We start from the raw sequence: 14174 nt of genomic DNA, 5'->3' as shown, positions 1-14174 counted from the left end.
CTGTCTGGCGGATGAGTTCGATCATGGGTGCGATCGAGTTCAGCTCAGCGATCACCAGCGGCTGCGCGCCCGCTGCCTCGAAGCAGTCGTCCAGCAACTTGCGGGTGGAGAACTGCGCGGGCAGCAGCACCATGCGGCAGTGGTGCAACTCGACCATGCGCACCCGGCGCCGCCGCGCCAGCGGGTGCGATGCGGCAACCACCAGTCTCAGCTCCTCGTTGTAAAGCGGCTCGAACCAGAGTTCGGTCCGGTCGTCGGGCCGGTAAGACACCCCCAGATCCAGGTGGCCACTCACCAGGCGCCGGGCGATCAACTCGGCCGAGAGTTCTTCCACGCTCACGCGGATGCCGGGGTGGTGTCCCAGAAACGCCGAGACGCACAGCGGCACCAGCCGTGTGTTGAAGCTGTGCGTGGCACCGATGCGCAATTCTCCCGCCATCGCCTCGGGTGCGTGTTTGAGCGACTGCAGGCCCCGGTCGATCTGCTGCAGCGCCGGCATCAGGTGGCTGCGCAGCATTTCACCCGCTTCGGTGAGGGCCACGCGCTTGTGGCCCCGGTCGAACAGCACCAGATCCAGTTCTTCCTCCAGTTGCCGGATCTGGTGCGACAGGGTGGACTGCGTCACGTGCAGACGTTCGGCGGCTCGTGTGAAGTTCAGCGTTTCAGCCACGGCATCGAAGTAGCGCAGGTGCCTGAGTTCCATGGAAGACTCCGTTTTCCAGGTATTGATGCTGTCGATCATAGCGGTCGAAAATCATCACTTCCATCGTCGTTCACCTGCCCATAGACTCAGTCCCATAAAAGGAGACAAGACATGGCTCAACTCGAAGCCGGCGACATCACGCAGGCCGTCATTGACCGGCTCGCCGATTGCACCGATCCCCGTTTCAAGCAGGTGATGAGCGCCCTGGTGCGCCATGCCCACGCGTTTGTGCGCGAAGTCGAACTCAGCGAGGCCGAGTGGATCTCGGCCATTGGTTTCCTCACCGAAACCGGCAAGACCTGCGACGACAAGCGGCAGGAATTCATCCTGCTCTCCGACACCCTGGGGATATCCATGCTGGTGGTGGCGATCAACCAGCTCAAGGCGGCACAGGCTTTTCAGGCCAAGGGTGGCGGCAAGAGCGCACCTACCGAGGCCACGGTGCAAGGCCCGTTCTACTGGGAAGGCTCTCCCGAGCTGGAGCTGGGCAGCGACATTGGCGAACAGATGCCGGGTGAGCCGGCGTACTACCACGGCACCGTGACGGACACCGAGGGACGGCCCATTGCCAATTGCTGCCTGGACGTGTGGTCCGGCGACGGCGATGGCGTGTACGACATGCAGATGGGCGACGACGCCGGCATGCGGCTTCGCGCGCGCTTTCACACCGATGCCAGAGGCCACTACCGCTTCTGGTCGATCAAGCCTTCGTTCTACCCGGTACCCGACGACGGACCTGTGGGCGCCATGCTGCGCCGCATGGGCCGCCACCCCAATCGCCCGGGCCACATCCACATGAAGGTGTACGCGCCCGGCCACCAGACCGTGACCACGCACCTGTTCGTGGCCGACAGCCCCTACCTCGATTCGGACGCCGTCTTCGGCGTGCGCAACAGCCTGATCGTGCCCTTCGACCAGCACCCACCCGGCACCGCGCCGGATGGGCGGCACATGAACGTGCCGTACCACAGCGCCACTTACGACTTCCGCCTGGTGCCTGCGGCCTGACCGAACGCGTCACCCCTTTCAACTCACTGGAGACTTCTTTTGAAAATCGGCAAGGCCACCGTGCCCGAGTCGGCCATCTGTGCCTCCAACCCCGACACCATCGTGGTGCGCGGCCAGGACCTCTGCCAGGACCTGATCGGCCAGGTGAATTTCGCCGACTATTTCTACCTGCTGCTCACCGGCCGCAAGCCCGATGCACCCGCCAGCGCCGTGCTCAACGCCACGCTGGTCGCCATTGCCGAACATGGCCTGGTGCCCAGCGTGCAGGCCGCACGCATGACGCTGGCGGCTGCGCCCGATGCGCTGCAAGGCGCTGTGGCCGCGGGCATTCTGGGTTGCGGCTCGGTGATCCTGGGTGCTTCGGAAACGGCGGGTCGCCTTTTCCATGAAATCGACCAGGCGGCGTCTGCGCACGGTGGCGACCTGCATGCCACCGCGCGTGCCGTGGTGGGCGACTGGCGTGCGCGCAAACAGGCGGTGCCTGGTTATGGCCATCCGCTGCACAAGGCGCGCGACCCGCGTGTGGATGCGCTGTTCAAGGTGTCGAAAAAGGCGGGGGGTGGCCAGCGTTTCGTGCAGATTGCCGAAGCGGTGGAAGCTGTGCTGCCCGAGGTGCTTGGCAAAGAACTCAAGCTCAACGTGTCCGCCGCCATTCCGGCGGTGCTGCTGGGCGTGGGCTTTCCGCTCAATGCGCTCAAGGGCGTGCCCATGCTGGCGCGCTGCGCGGGTCTCATCGCCCACATGAGCGAAGAGCTGGAGACGCCGATCGGTTTTGCCTTGTCGTACCAGGCCACGCGGGAGCTGCGTTACACCGGCTCGGTGCCCGATGGCTTCGTGCCCGACCAAAAACTGTAGGGGCACATGACATGACCCAGGTACTCAAAGGTCTTCGCGTCGTGGAGCACGGCACCTTCATCACCGGTCCAGCGGCTTCGATGATGCTGGCTGACATGGGCGCCGAGGTGGTCAAGGTGGAGCTGCCCGGCACGGGCGACCCGTTCCGCGCTTTCAAGGGTGGTCTCTACAGCCCGCACTACCAGACCTACAACCGCAACAAGCACAGCGTGGCGCTGGACACGCGAAAGCCCGAAGATCGCGAGACCTTCGACCGCCTGATCGAAGGGGCGGACGTCTACATCCAGAACTTCCGCCCCGGCTTCGCCGAACAGATCCATGCTGGAGAAGCCCGCCTGCGTGCGCTCAACGAGCGGCTGGTGTATTGCGCCATCAGCGGCTTCGGTCAGGACGGCCCGGCCGCTGGCCGACCCAGCTACGACACCGTGGCCCAGGCCGCCAGCGGCTACCTGCGCCTGCTGGTCAACCCGGCCAACCCGCGCGTGGTGGGGCCGGCGATTGCCGATGCCATGACGGGCTACTACGCGGCCTTCGGCATCCTGGGCGCGTTGTTCGAACGCCAGGCCACGGGGCGCGGTCGCAAGGTGGAGGTGTCGATGTTCGAAGCCATGGCGCACTTCAACCTCGACGCCTTCACGCACCTGTTCTCGGTGGGTGAGGTCATGGGTCCGTACAGCCGGCCCAGCGTGTCGCAGTCGTACGTGCTGGAATGCGCCTGCGGCGGCTGGATCGCGCTTCACATGTCCTCGCCCGAAAAGTTCTGGCAGGGCCTGGCCAACGCCATGGAGCGGCCCGACATCTTCGAAGACGAGCGCTTCGCCAGCCGACCGGGTCGCATCGCGAACCAGGACGCGCTGATCGAACTGCTGGGTGGCATCTTCAAGAGCCGAAGGCGAGACGACTGGTGCGCCCGCCTGGTCGAGCAGGATGTGCCGCACGCGCCCATGTACCGCACCGATGAGGTGCCTGAGGACGCGCAGGCCAAGCACCTGCAGCTTTTCGTGGATACCCACCACCCTGTGATGGGCGACTCGCGCACCGTGCGCTCGCCCCTGAGTTTCGACGGCCAGCGCAGCCTGGACGTCGCCCCGCCACCCACGCTGGGCGAGCACAACGCGCTGTACGCGCAAGGCTGGCCTGCCACCCAGGCACACGACATCAAGAAGGAGACCGCATGACCCGATTCCACCGCCTGCCCAGTCGACGCGAAGCGCTGTTCACCCTGGGCGCCACCGCCACGGGCCTCGCGCTGCCACTGGGCGCGTTTGCGCAGACGTATCCCGACAAGCCGGTGCGCATGGTGGTGCCCTTCGGCCCTGGCACCACCACCGACATCATCTCTCGCGTGGTCGGCGACGGCATGTCGCGCGAGCTGGGTCAACCCATCGTCGTCGAAAACCGCGCCGGCGCGGGTGGGACCGTGGGTTCGCAGCAGGTTGCGCGCGGCGCTGCCGACGGGTACCAGATTCTCATGGGCACGGTGGGCACGCACGCCATCAACGCCACGTTGTTCCGCAGCCTGGCCTACGACCCGCTGAAAGACTTCGCGCCGGTGGCGCTGGTGGGTTACACGCCCACGCTGCTGGTGGTCTCTGCCCAGGGCCCGATCAAGACGCTGGCCGACCTCAAGGCGCGTGCGGCGCAGGGCGCGGGCGTGAGCTTTGCATCCGCCGGCAACGGCACCTCGGGCCACCTGGCTGGTGAACTGCTCAAGGCGCGTCTGGGTGGCCAGATGCTGCACGTGCCGTACAAGGAAGGCGGCATGGCCATGAACGATGTCATGGGTGGCCGCGCCGACTTCATGTTCTACCACCCTGCGGCCGTGCTGCCGCACATCCAGGCCGGTCGGCTGCGTGCGCTCGGTGCCTCCAGCGTGCAGCGCAGCGCCGCAGCGAAAGACGTGCCCACCATCGCCGAGCAGATCAATGCGGACTTCGACCTCGTGGCGTGGTTCATGTTGTACGCGCCCGCCGCCACGCCCGCACCCGTGCTGGCTCGCCTGCGTCAGGCCGCAGCCACCGCGCTGGCGAGCCCCGAGGTGGCGCCCAAGCTGTCCGCACAGGGCGTGGAACAACGCCCGCTGGGCCCCGATGCCATGGCCGAATTCGGCCGCGCGGAGGTGACCAAGTGGGCCGCACTGGTGCGCCAGTCCGGCGCGCAGGTCGATTGAGTCTTTCAGCGTTCGCACCCCCAGACCCACAACAGGAGACAAGCATGAAACGTTCGACCTTCGTTCGCCTGGCCGCCTCGGCCGCCGTCGCGATGAGCCTGCCCATGGCCGCTTCGGCGCAGCAGGTGATCAACCTCACCGTGGCCTCCAGCCACCCCACCACCATTCCATGGGTTGGCTTCATTCCGCAGGTGTTCATGCCCGAGGTGGACAAGCGCCTGGCAGCCGGCGGCAAGTACAAGATCCAGTGGAAAGAAGCCTTCGGCGGCCAGCTCTACAAGGCCAACGCCACGCTCACGTCCGTGGAGCAGGGCATCACCGACCTCGGCTGGGTGTTCAGCTACCTGGAGCCGGCCAAGATGCCGATCAGCCAGCTCAGCGTGCACACACCCTTTGTCACCAGCGACACGCGCATCGTGCTCGGCGCGATGAACGAACTCATCGAGAAGAACCCGGCCTTCAAGAACGAGTGGGACAAGTACAACCTGGTCTTCCTCGGCGCCACCGGATCGGACACCTACGACATCTTCACCAAGTTCCCGGTGAAGTCGATCGAGGACCTGCGCGGCAAGAAGATCTCGGCGCCCGGCATCCTGGGGCAGTGGCTGCGCGGTGTGGGCGCCACGCCGGTCGACGGCGCGCTCACCACCTTCTACACCGACATCCAGACCGGCGTGTCCGACGGTGTGGTCTCGCTGGCCACCGGCATCCTGCCGACCAAGATCTACGAAGTGGCGCCCTACATCACCAAGGTGAACATGGGAGTGGTGTTCTCGGGTGGACTGGCCATCAACAAGGACACGTGGAACAAGCTGCCGCCCGAGGTGCAGGTGGCCATGCGCGAGGCCGGTGCCGAGTACTCGCGCCGCCATGGTGAGGACCTGGTGCAGCGCCACGAGAGCGCCATCGCCCGCATGGTCGAAGTGGGCAAGACGCAGAACCCGCCTGTGACCGTGACGCCGATGTCTGAAGCCGACCGCCGCAAGTGGATCGACCAGCTGCCCCCGCTCTCGCAGGAATGGGTGAAGAACAACGAAGCGCGCGGCACGCAGGCCAAGGCGTTGCTCTCGCAGTACATCGCCGCCGTCAAGGCGCGCGGCGCGAAGCCCGAGCGCGACTGGGAGCGCTGAATAGGCAACACCCCCGCAGCGCTTCGCGCTACCCCCTCAAGGGGGCGATACCTGCCGTCCGGCGGTATCTCTGGCTGGAGCCTGGCGCTCCGGCTCAAGTTGCTGAGCGCGCTTTGCGACTGGCCAGGGCCTGCACCGCCGACACCGCGTGGAAGTGCGCCAGCAGGCGCTTCTTCTGTTCGGGGAGCAAGGCGCTGGCTTCGATCAGCGCCGGCCAGGTGTCCAGCGCGCGGCCCACGGTGTCGCGCAGCACCGCGCGCACGCGCGTTTCCAGCAGGCCGCTGGCGTTGCAGAGCTGGCGCACCAGCGCGGGTGTGAGCAAGGCGCGGTCGGGCGCGCCGGGGAAGAACTTCAGCGCGTGGCCGCGTCCGCCGAGGTAAGCGGCGTAGGCCACCACGTCGTAGGCCGGGCTCAGCGCCGGGGTGCGGCCATCGGCGTAGATCACCCCGAAGTTCTTCACGTGCGCGTCGTAGTTGCCCAGCATTTCATTGACCATGAGCCGGCACAGCAGCTCGTGTGCGGCTTCGTCGCCCAGGCCCATGGATTCGCGCAGCGTGAGCAGCAGCGCGGCGTAGGTGGCGCGCTGCTGCGGATCTTTGTATTTCTCCAGCGGGTCCAGGCCGAGCACCTGCGCGAAGTCTTCGCAGTGGATGTGGCGTGCGCCATCGCGATCGAAGCGCTCCACCGCAAGGAAGTTCGCGCCCGCGTTGAGCACGAAGGGCTGGTCGGGCAGGTCGATGTCGCTCACCGGGCGCAGGCTGGCCCGGCACACCTGCACGCCCGCTGCACTGGCGAGCCGCAGCGACAGGTCTTCCACCTCGGGCAGCAGTGCGTAGTCCACCGCCGGCAGCTTGGCGATGATGTGCAGGCCGTCGGAGCGCGCGCGCGTGCGGGCCACGTAGCGGCCGCCTTTTTCTACCAGGCCCAGCTTGGGCTGAATCCCTGAGAGCGAGACCGCGCCGGCCACCGGGTCGTCGACCACACTGGGCTCCAGCGCGTCCTGGTGCTGCGTGACGATGGCCGCCGTGGCCGTGCGGCTCTGCGCCGAAGGGGTGGCCCGCACCGCGCCGGGCAGGTCGTCGCCACACATGGCCAGCAGGTCGAAATGGTCGTCGGGGGCGCAGCCGCGCAACTGCTCCAGGTGCTTTCGCAAGGGGCCTTCGGGCAGCAGGTTCTGGAAGAAATGGGGCAGGCGCTCGCCCACGCCATTGAAGAACGGTTGCACCGCGTACTGGGCGACGAAGGCGGCACGGTCGGCCGCGTCGGCGAAGTGGGCGGCCCACGAAAGCACCGGGGCCTGGGTGTCGAGCCAGTAGGAGGGCTCTGGCTGCAACCGCGTGATGGCACCCGCTCCCTGGCCGTACTGGAACAACACGCCGACCAGGCGAGCGTCGATGAAGATGTCCAGGCTGCGAAACCTCATCGGGCCTGTGCCTGTGGGGCAGCGTTGCGCTGGAGCAGCCGCTCCACGTCGCTGAGCACGCGCGGGGAGGTGGCCTGGTCCGCGCTGGCGCTGCGCAGCGAGGCCGCCATTTCGCGCGGCACCAGTGCGAGTTCGAGCCCGAGTTCGTCGGCCAGGGCCATGAGGTTGTTGGCGCGCAGGGCGGTGCGGCCTTGCAGCGCCTGCCGCACCGCCAGCGCACTCAGGCCAGTGCGCTCGGCCAGCGTCTTGTAGTTCAACCCTCGGGCGAGGCGGGCGGCTTCCAGTTCGGCGGCGAGGGACTGGAGTGTTTTCATGAAGGATATTTAAGTATGTACTTCAGATGAAAAGATAGTTTCATAACTTTGATCGCGACAGTCAAGATTATTTAACTATCTTTTCTATGAAAAAAGATATTTAAAAATACTTATAAGTCGAATCTACCGACTGGCTGCCCAGGGTAGACAGGGAAAAGCCTTTCGGGTACTGTATGTTCATACAGTTTTCTGATTCTGCCACTTCGCCCACCCCCACGCCATGCAGCCCGCCATCGACTGGCAGGAGGACGACCTGTCTTCCCTTGCCGATTCCAAAGCCTCCCGCCCGGTGCATCCGGCCGGGGGGTGGTCGGCCGCCGTGGCGGCGGCCCTGTGGCGCGGTGACCAGCTTGGCACGCCGGTCTCGGCCGTGTGGCCGAGCGGCTTTGCGGCGCTGGACGCACAGTTGCCGGGCGGCGGCTGGCCCGGCCATGGGCTGACCGAAATCCTCGTGCCCCACAGCGGCACGCTGGAGTGGCGCCTGCTGGGGCCCGTGCTGCGCCAGGTCTGTGCCGCCGGGCAGCCGGTGGTGGTGGTCGGCCCGCCGTTGTCACCGCACGTGCCGGGCTTGCGCTTCGACGGCATCGACGAACGCCGGCTGGTCTGGGTGCAGGCCGACACGCCGGCCGAGCGGCTGTGGTCGGCCGAACAGCTCATCAAGGCCCAGGCCTGCGGTGCGCTGGTGGCCTGGCTGCCGCAGGCACGCCCCGAGCAGATTCGCCGGCTGCAGGTGCTGGCCGCCGGTTTCGAGTCACCCGTGTTTGTGTGCCGGCCCAGCCGCGCGCTGCGCGAGTCGTCGGCCGCGCCGCTGCGGCTGCAGGTGCGGGTGGGGATCGACTGGGAGCTGCACGTGCGCATCGCCAAGCGCAAGGGCCCGCCGATGGAGCAGACCCTGCGCCTGGCCTCGGTGCCGGGTGGGCTTCAGCCTTTCATCACGCCCCGGCTGCGCCAGCCCAGCCGGTGGACACCCCGCGAAGAAGAGGTCGACCATGTTGTGGTCCGCGCTCCTGCCCAGCCCGCTCGACGGCACAGCCCCGCGCACTGAGGCCACGCAGCGCGCGCTGGCCACCTGGGCCTTGCAGTTCACGCCCCGGGTGGCTCTGGTCGAGGAAGCCGTGCTGATGGAGGTGGAGGCCAGCGTGCGGCTGTTTGGCGGCCAGCGCGCCCTGCGCAACCGCGTGCTGGGCGAGGGGCGCGAGCTGGGCGTGGCGCAACTGGCCTGGGCTCCCAACGGGCTGGCCGCGCTGGCGCTGGCGCGCGCCGGCATCGAGAACGGCTTCAAGCGCCCGCTCGATGCGCTGCTGGACACCCTGCCCATGGCCGTGCTGAGCGCCGTGCATCCGCACCGGCTCACGCTCGAACGCATCGGCTGCCGCACGCTGGGCGACGTGCGCGCGCTGCCGCGCAGTGGCATCGGCCGCCGTTTCGATCAGCACCTGCTCAAGGCGCTCGACCAGGCTTACGGCTTCGCGCCCGAAGTACACGAATGGATGACGCTGCCCGACGCCTTTGAAGAGCGGCTCGAACTCATGGCACGCGTGGAACAGGCGCCAGCTCTGTTGTTCGGCGCGCGGCGGCTGCTGCGCCTGCTCAGCGGCTGGCTGGCCGCGCGGCGTGCGGGCGTCACCGCCTTCACGCTGAAGTGGGCGCACGACGCGATGCGCGCGCGCGCGGCGGGCGAGGGTGGCGAGATCACCATCCGCACGGCCGAGCCCACGCGCGACATCGAACACCTGTGCCGCCTGCTGGCTGAACACCTGGCTCGGGTGGAACTGCCCGCGCCCGTGGGCGATCTGGTGCTGGTGGCCACCGAAGTGCAGCCGCTGCACGATGTGAGCGCCTCGCTGCTGCCCGATGCCCTGCGCCAGGGCGAGAAGCTGGGCCTGGTGCTGGAGCGGCTGTCCGCCCGCCTGGGGCCGCAGCGCGTGCTGCGCCCGGTGTTGCGCGAAGACCACCGCCCCGAATGGATGTGCCGCTGGCAACCGGCGGCACTGCCCTTGCCACGACTGAGCGCATCGGCCACCGACCTGCCACAGCCCGGCTTCGTGCTGCCCGCGCCACTGCGCCTGCTCCTGCGCGGGCACCGGCCGCTCTACGAGGGAGAGTTGTTGCTGCTGCTCGGGCCGCAGCGTGTGGAAGGCGGTTGGTGGGACCGCGTGGGCGATGAAGACCGCATGCGCAACGTGGTACGCGACTACTGGGTGGCCTTGTCGCCGCAGGCTGGTGTGCTGTGGGTGTTCCAGACGCGGCAGGGGTGGTATTTGCACGGCCATTTCGCCTGAGGCGCTGCGATGAACCCGCCCGTCCTGCCCGACTACGCCGAGCTGCGCTGTCTCTCCAACTTCAGTTTCCTGCGCGGTGCCAGCCACCCGGAAGAGCTGGTGGAGCGCGCGAAGAAGCTGGGCTACCAGGCGCTGGCGATGGTCGACGAATGCTCGCTCGCTGGCGTGGTGCGTGCCCACGTGGCCGCGAAAGAACACCAGCTCCAGCTGCTGGTGGGCAGCCAGTTCCAGGTGCGGTGCGATGCGCCTTTCACCCTGGTGGTGCTGGCCTGCAACCTCAATGGCTACGGCAACCTGTGCGAATTCATCACGCATCTGCGCCGTGCGTCACCCAAGGGCACTTACCGCCTCACGCTCGATGGTGTCGATGCCCACGCGCTGGCCGACTGCGTGGTCATTGCCGTGCCCGACCGCCTTGTCGACCAGGACCAGATGGACACCGTGGCGCGCTGGCTGTTGCAGCACTTCGTGGGCCGCTGCTGGCTGGGCGTGGAGCAGTTGCGCAGGTTCGACGACGAAATGCGCCTGCACCGGTCGCGCCAGAGCAGCGAACTCACGGCCGTGCCGCTGGTGGCCGTGGGCGATGTGCGCATGCACCTGCGTTCGCGCAAGCCCCTGCATGACGTGCTCACCGCCACGCGCATCGGCAGACCGCTCACCGAATGCGGCTTTGCGCTGGAGCCCAGCGCCGAACAGCGTCTGCGCCTGCGCTCCACACTGGGCAACCTCTACCCCTCCGAACTGCTGGCCCAGACGCTGGTGGTGGCTGCGCGCTGCCAGTTCTCGCTCGACGAGCTGCGCTACCAGTACCCCAGCGAGGTGATCCCCCCGGACGAGACGCCCGCCAGCCACCTGCGCCGCCTGACCCGGGAAGGCGCGGCGCGGCGCTGGCCGCAGGGCACGCCAGCGGCGTTCGCGCAGCAGATCGAGCACGAGCTCGAACTCATCAGCGACATGGCGTACGAGCACTACTTCCTCACGGTGTACGACATCGTGGCCTTTGCGCGTTCCAAAGACATCCTCTGCCAGGGACGAGGCTCTGCTGCCAACAGCGTGGTGTGCTACTGCCTGGGCATCACCGAAGTGGACCCGGCTCGCGCCACCGTGCTGTTCGAGCGATTCATCTCGAAAGAGCGCAACGAACCGCCCGATATCGACGTGGACTTCGAGCACGAACGGCGCGAGGAAGTGATTCAGTACCTGTACAAAAAATACGGGCGCGAGCGCGCCGCCCTCACCGCCGCCGTCATCAGGTACCGGCCGCGCAGCGCCCTGCGCGACGTGGGCAAGGCCCTGGGTTTCGCCGACGGCGTGCTCGACGCGCTGGCACGGCAGGCGCGCTGGTGGAACGGCCGCGAGATCGCGCCTGAGCGCCTGCGCGAAGCCGGGCTCGATCACGAGAGCCTGATGGTGCGCCAGCTGCTCGACATCACCGCCCAGCTCATGGGGTTTCCGCGCCACCTTTCGCAGCACACCGGCGGCTTCGTGCTCACGCAAATGCCACTCTCGCGCCTGGTGCCGATCGAGAACGCCACCATGAAAGACCGCACCGTGATCGAGTGGGACAAGGATGACCTCGACGCCCTGGGTCTGCTCAAGGTGGACGTGCTCGCGCTTGGCATGCTCACCGCCTTGCGCAAGGCCATGGCACTGATCAGCGAAAAAGAAGGGCGCACCTTCACCATGCAGGACGCGCTTGACGACGACAAGCCCACCTACGACATGATCTGCGCCGCCGACACCGTGGGCGTGTTCCAGATCGAGAGCCGCGCGCAGATGAGCATGTTGCCGCGCCTGAAACCGCGCCGCTACTACGACCTGGTGATCGAGGTTGCGCTGGTGCGACCCGGCCCCATCCAGGGTGGGGCCGTGCATCCCTACCTGAACCGGCGGCAGGGCAAGGTGCCGGTGAGCTACCCCGGCCCCAACGATGGCGAGGCCTTGCGCGCCGCGCTCGGCCGCACCCTGGGCGTGCCCATCTTTCAGGAGCAATGCATGCAGATCGCCATGCTCGCCGCCGGCTTCACGCCCGGCGAGGCCGACGGCCTGCGCCGCGCCATGGCCGCATGGCGACGCAACGGCAACCTGCAGAAATACGAAGAGCGCCTCGTCAAAGGCATGACCGACCGCGGCTACGAACTGGAATTTGCGCAGAGCGTGTTCGAGCAGATCAAGGGCTTCTCCAGCTACGGCTTTCCTGAAAGCCACGCCGCCAGCTTCGCGCTGCTGGTCTACGTGAGCGCCTGGATCAAATGCCACCACCCTGCCGAATTCCTGGTGGCCCTGCTCAACAGCCAGCCCATGGGCTTTTACACGCCGAGCCAGCTCGTGCAGGACGCCAAACGCCACGGCGTGGAAGTGCGCCCGATCGACGTCCTGCACAGCCAATGGGACACCACGATAGAAGTGCCTGACTCCCTCTCCCACTGGGAGAGGGCTGGGGTGAGGGCTGTCCGCCTGGGCCTGCACCTCGTCAACGGCATCCGCCAAGACGCCGCCGAGCGAATCGTCGAGACGCGCGCCCGGCAACACCCACGCAACGCCCAGGACCTCGCCCGCCGCGCGAACCTGGACCAGTTGCAGATGAAACACCTCGCCGCTGCCGACGCCCTGGCCGGCCTGAGCGGCCACCGCCGCCAGCAGGTGTGGGACGCCGCTGCCCTGAGAACACCGCCCGCACTGCTCAAAGGCGTGCCCATTGAAGAAGCCTCGCTGGCCCTGCCCGAGGCACCCGAAGGTGAAGCCATCGTGTGGGACTACGCCGCCACCGGCCTCACGCTGCGCCGCCATCCGCTGGCGTTGCTGCGAGCCGAACTCGCAAAACGAAAACTGATGAGCGCCGAGCAGCTCAAGGACGCACCCAACGGCCGCCTGGTGCGCCACTGCGGCATCGTCACCCTGCGCCAGCAGCCCGGCACCGCATCGGGCGTGGTGTTCGTGAGCCTGGAAGATGAAACCGGCGTGGTGCAGGTCATCGTGTGGCGCCACCTGCGCGAACGCCAGCGCAACGTGCTTGCCAACTCACGCCTGCTGGCGGTGCGCGGCGTGTGGCAGCGCGAAGGCGAAGTCACCAACCTCATCGCCGGCCACCTGGAAGACCTCACGCCCCTGCTGCAGGGTCTGTCGACGGTGAGCCGGGATTTTCATTGACCTGGCAGCCGCTAAGACGGGTTGCATGTCTGCGTGCTTCCCTGCAGTTGTGGATACCACCACCACCCGATGAAAAGTGGTGGTGGAATCGCCCCGTGTCTTTGGGGTCGAAGAAAAAATCATCCGGGGAATTGTCGATCTCCGATCATCAGCTTCGTCGTCAAAGCATCGCAACCTCACAGCAGCCCGCCATGAAATACCTCGGCCTTGCCTATTTCACTCCCGAAAAGTTCGCCAGCATGGCGCCAGACGAAGTCAAAAAGCTGGTGAGCCAGTGCCCACCGCTGGACGAGAAGATGCGTGCCACCGGGAAGGTCCTGGTGTCCGCGTCGCTTGGCGACCTGGAGAACTGGAGGACGCTGCGCCCGCGCGGCGGCAAGACGCACGTCAGTGATGGGCCTTACACCGAGTCGAAGGAAGTGGTCGGTGGCCTGTTCATCATCGAGGCGGACAGCCTCGACGAGGCGCTGACCATCGCATCGCTGCATCCCGCCGCCAAGCTGGGTGAAGAGGGTGGATGGGCGGTCGAGCTCATCCCGATGGATTTCTACCTGGCCCGATGAGGGGCGGGCGCCGCCAGGAGGCGTAAGCGGTTTCGCCGGGCTCTTCGCGGCGGATGTTCGTGAGAACGGTCAACCGCCAAGCAACCTGCGGTTGATGAAGTCCCAATGCGCCTCACTCACCGGCGTGATCGACAGCCGGTTCCCGCGCTTCAGCACCACCATGTCGGCCAGTTCGGGGATCGCTCGCAGTTCGGGCAGGCCGATCAGGCGGGTTTTCTTCACGGCCTTCACGTCCAGCAGCAGCCAGCGTGGTTCCTCGGGTTTGGAAGCGGCGTCGAAGTAGGGCGACTGCCTGTCGAACTGCGTGGGGTCGGGCCGGGTTCCGGATGCCACCTTGGCGATGCCGGCGACGCCCGGCTCGGGGCAACTGGAGTGGTAGAACAGCACGCCGTCACCGACCTTCATCTGGTCGCGCATGAAGTTGCGGGCCTGGTAGTTGCGCACGCCGGTCCAGGGCACTGTGGCCCCGGGGGCATTGAGTGCGTCGTCGATCGAGCACTCGTCGGGTTCGGATTTCATCAGCCAGTACTGGTGGGTCATCGCGCTATTCTGCGGATTTCCCCGGGGCTGTCGAGC

Annotated in this window: 13 protein-coding genes; 9 read left to right on the top strand and 4 right to left on the bottom strand. The window is 67.0% G+C overall.

The window, feature by feature from the left end; genetic code table 11:
* Positions 1 to 703 (bottom strand): LysR substrate-binding domain-containing protein (locus AB7F11_RS19625; protein WP_428290608.1); only part of this gene is annotated, 703 nt, incomplete at its 3' end.
* Positions 704 to 814: 111 nt separating this feature from the next.
* Here AB7F11_RS19625 and AB7F11_RS19620 point away from each other — a divergent pair.
* Genes AB7F11_RS19620 through AB7F11_RS19600 form a run of 5 tightly spaced genes read left to right on the top strand, consistent with a single transcriptional unit; the run spans position 815 to position 5866 of the window.
* A complete protein-coding gene (locus AB7F11_RS19620) occupies positions 815 to 1711 on the top strand; it encodes a dioxygenase (RefSeq protein WP_428290607.1) in 897 nt (298 codons plus the stop codon).
* 39 nt (positions 1712 to 1750) lie between these two features.
* Entirely contained in the window at positions 1751 to 2566 is an 816-nt protein-coding gene (locus tag AB7F11_RS19615) for a citryl-CoA lyase (protein WP_428290606.1), read from the top strand.
* Positions 2567 to 2577: 11 nt separating this feature from the next.
* Positions 2578 to 3744, top strand: a complete 1167-nt coding sequence (locus AB7F11_RS19610; RefSeq protein ID WP_428290605.1) for a CaiB/BaiF CoA transferase family protein — start codon at positions 2578 to 2580, stop codon at positions 3742 to 3744.
* Entirely contained in the window at positions 3741 to 4736 is a 996-nt protein-coding gene (locus tag AB7F11_RS19605) for a Bug family tripartite tricarboxylate transporter substrate binding protein (protein ID WP_428290604.1), read from the top strand. The genes AB7F11_RS19610 and AB7F11_RS19605 overlap by 4 nt, the downstream gene beginning before the upstream one ends.
* A gap of 44 nt (positions 4737 to 4780) precedes the next feature.
* The gene (locus AB7F11_RS19600; protein ID WP_428290603.1) at positions 4781 to 5866 is read left to right on the top strand and encodes a C4-dicarboxylate TRAP transporter substrate-binding protein; all 1086 of its coding nucleotides are present in this window, start codon (positions 4781 to 4783) and stop codon (positions 5864 to 5866) included.
* 94 nt (positions 5867 to 5960) lie between these two features.
* Here AB7F11_RS19600 and AB7F11_RS19595 read toward each other — a convergent pair whose 3' ends face one another.
* Both AB7F11_RS19595 and AB7F11_RS19590 read right to left on the bottom strand, forming a co-directional pair.
* Entirely contained in the window at positions 5961 to 7289 is a 1329-nt protein-coding gene (locus AB7F11_RS19595) for a type II toxin-antitoxin system HipA family toxin (protein WP_428290602.1), read from the bottom strand.
* Positions 7286 to 7603 (bottom strand): helix-turn-helix domain-containing protein, encoded by a 318-nt coding sequence (locus tag AB7F11_RS19590; RefSeq protein WP_428290601.1) that lies wholly within the window; start codon positions 7601 to 7603, stop codon positions 7286 to 7288. Before AB7F11_RS19590 ends, AB7F11_RS19595 begins: the two co-directional genes overlap by 4 nt.
* A 220-nt stretch (positions 7604 to 7823) precedes the next feature.
* Here AB7F11_RS19590 and imuA point away from each other — a divergent pair, with 220 nt between their 5' ends.
* The 4 genes from imuA to AB7F11_RS19570 all read left to right on the top strand — a co-directional run bounded on the left by imuA (position 7824) and on the right by AB7F11_RS19570 (position 13598).
* Positions 7824 to 8648 (top strand): translesion DNA synthesis-associated protein ImuA, encoded by an 825-nt coding sequence (gene imuA / locus AB7F11_RS19585; protein ID WP_428290600.1) that lies wholly within the window; start codon positions 7824 to 7826, stop codon positions 8646 to 8648.
* Positions 8593 to 9885 (top strand): Y-family DNA polymerase, encoded by a 1293-nt coding sequence (locus AB7F11_RS19580; protein WP_428290599.1) that lies wholly within the window; start codon positions 8593 to 8595, stop codon positions 9883 to 9885. Before imuA ends, AB7F11_RS19580 begins: the two co-directional genes overlap by 56 nt.
* Before the next feature lie 9 nt (positions 9886 to 9894).
* On the top strand, positions 9895 to 13035 hold the full coding sequence (locus tag AB7F11_RS19575; RefSeq protein WP_428290598.1) for an error-prone DNA polymerase: 3141 nt from the start codon (positions 9895 to 9897) through the stop codon (positions 13033 to 13035).
* A 191-nt stretch (positions 13036 to 13226) separates the two neighbouring features.
* Entirely contained in the window at positions 13227 to 13598 is a 372-nt protein-coding gene (locus AB7F11_RS19570) for a YciI family protein (RefSeq protein WP_428290609.1), read from the top strand.
* Positions 13599 to 13667: 69 nt separating this feature from the next.
* On the opposite strand, the gene AB7F11_RS19565 is transcribed toward AB7F11_RS19570, so the two are convergent.
* Positions 13668 to 14138 (bottom strand): EVE domain-containing protein, encoded by a 471-nt coding sequence (locus AB7F11_RS19565; protein WP_428290597.1) that lies wholly within the window; start codon positions 14136 to 14138, stop codon positions 13668 to 13670.
* Between the last annotated feature and the right edge of the window lie 36 nt (positions 14139 to 14174).

The sequence above is a fragment of the Hydrogenophaga sp. genome, assembly GCF_050250835.1.
Classification (GTDB): domain Bacteria; phylum Pseudomonadota; class Gammaproteobacteria; order Burkholderiales; family Burkholderiaceae_C; genus Hydrogenophaga.
The sequence above is the reverse complement of the archived record's forward strand: the minus strand, read 5'-3'. Positions and strand labels throughout refer to the sequence as shown.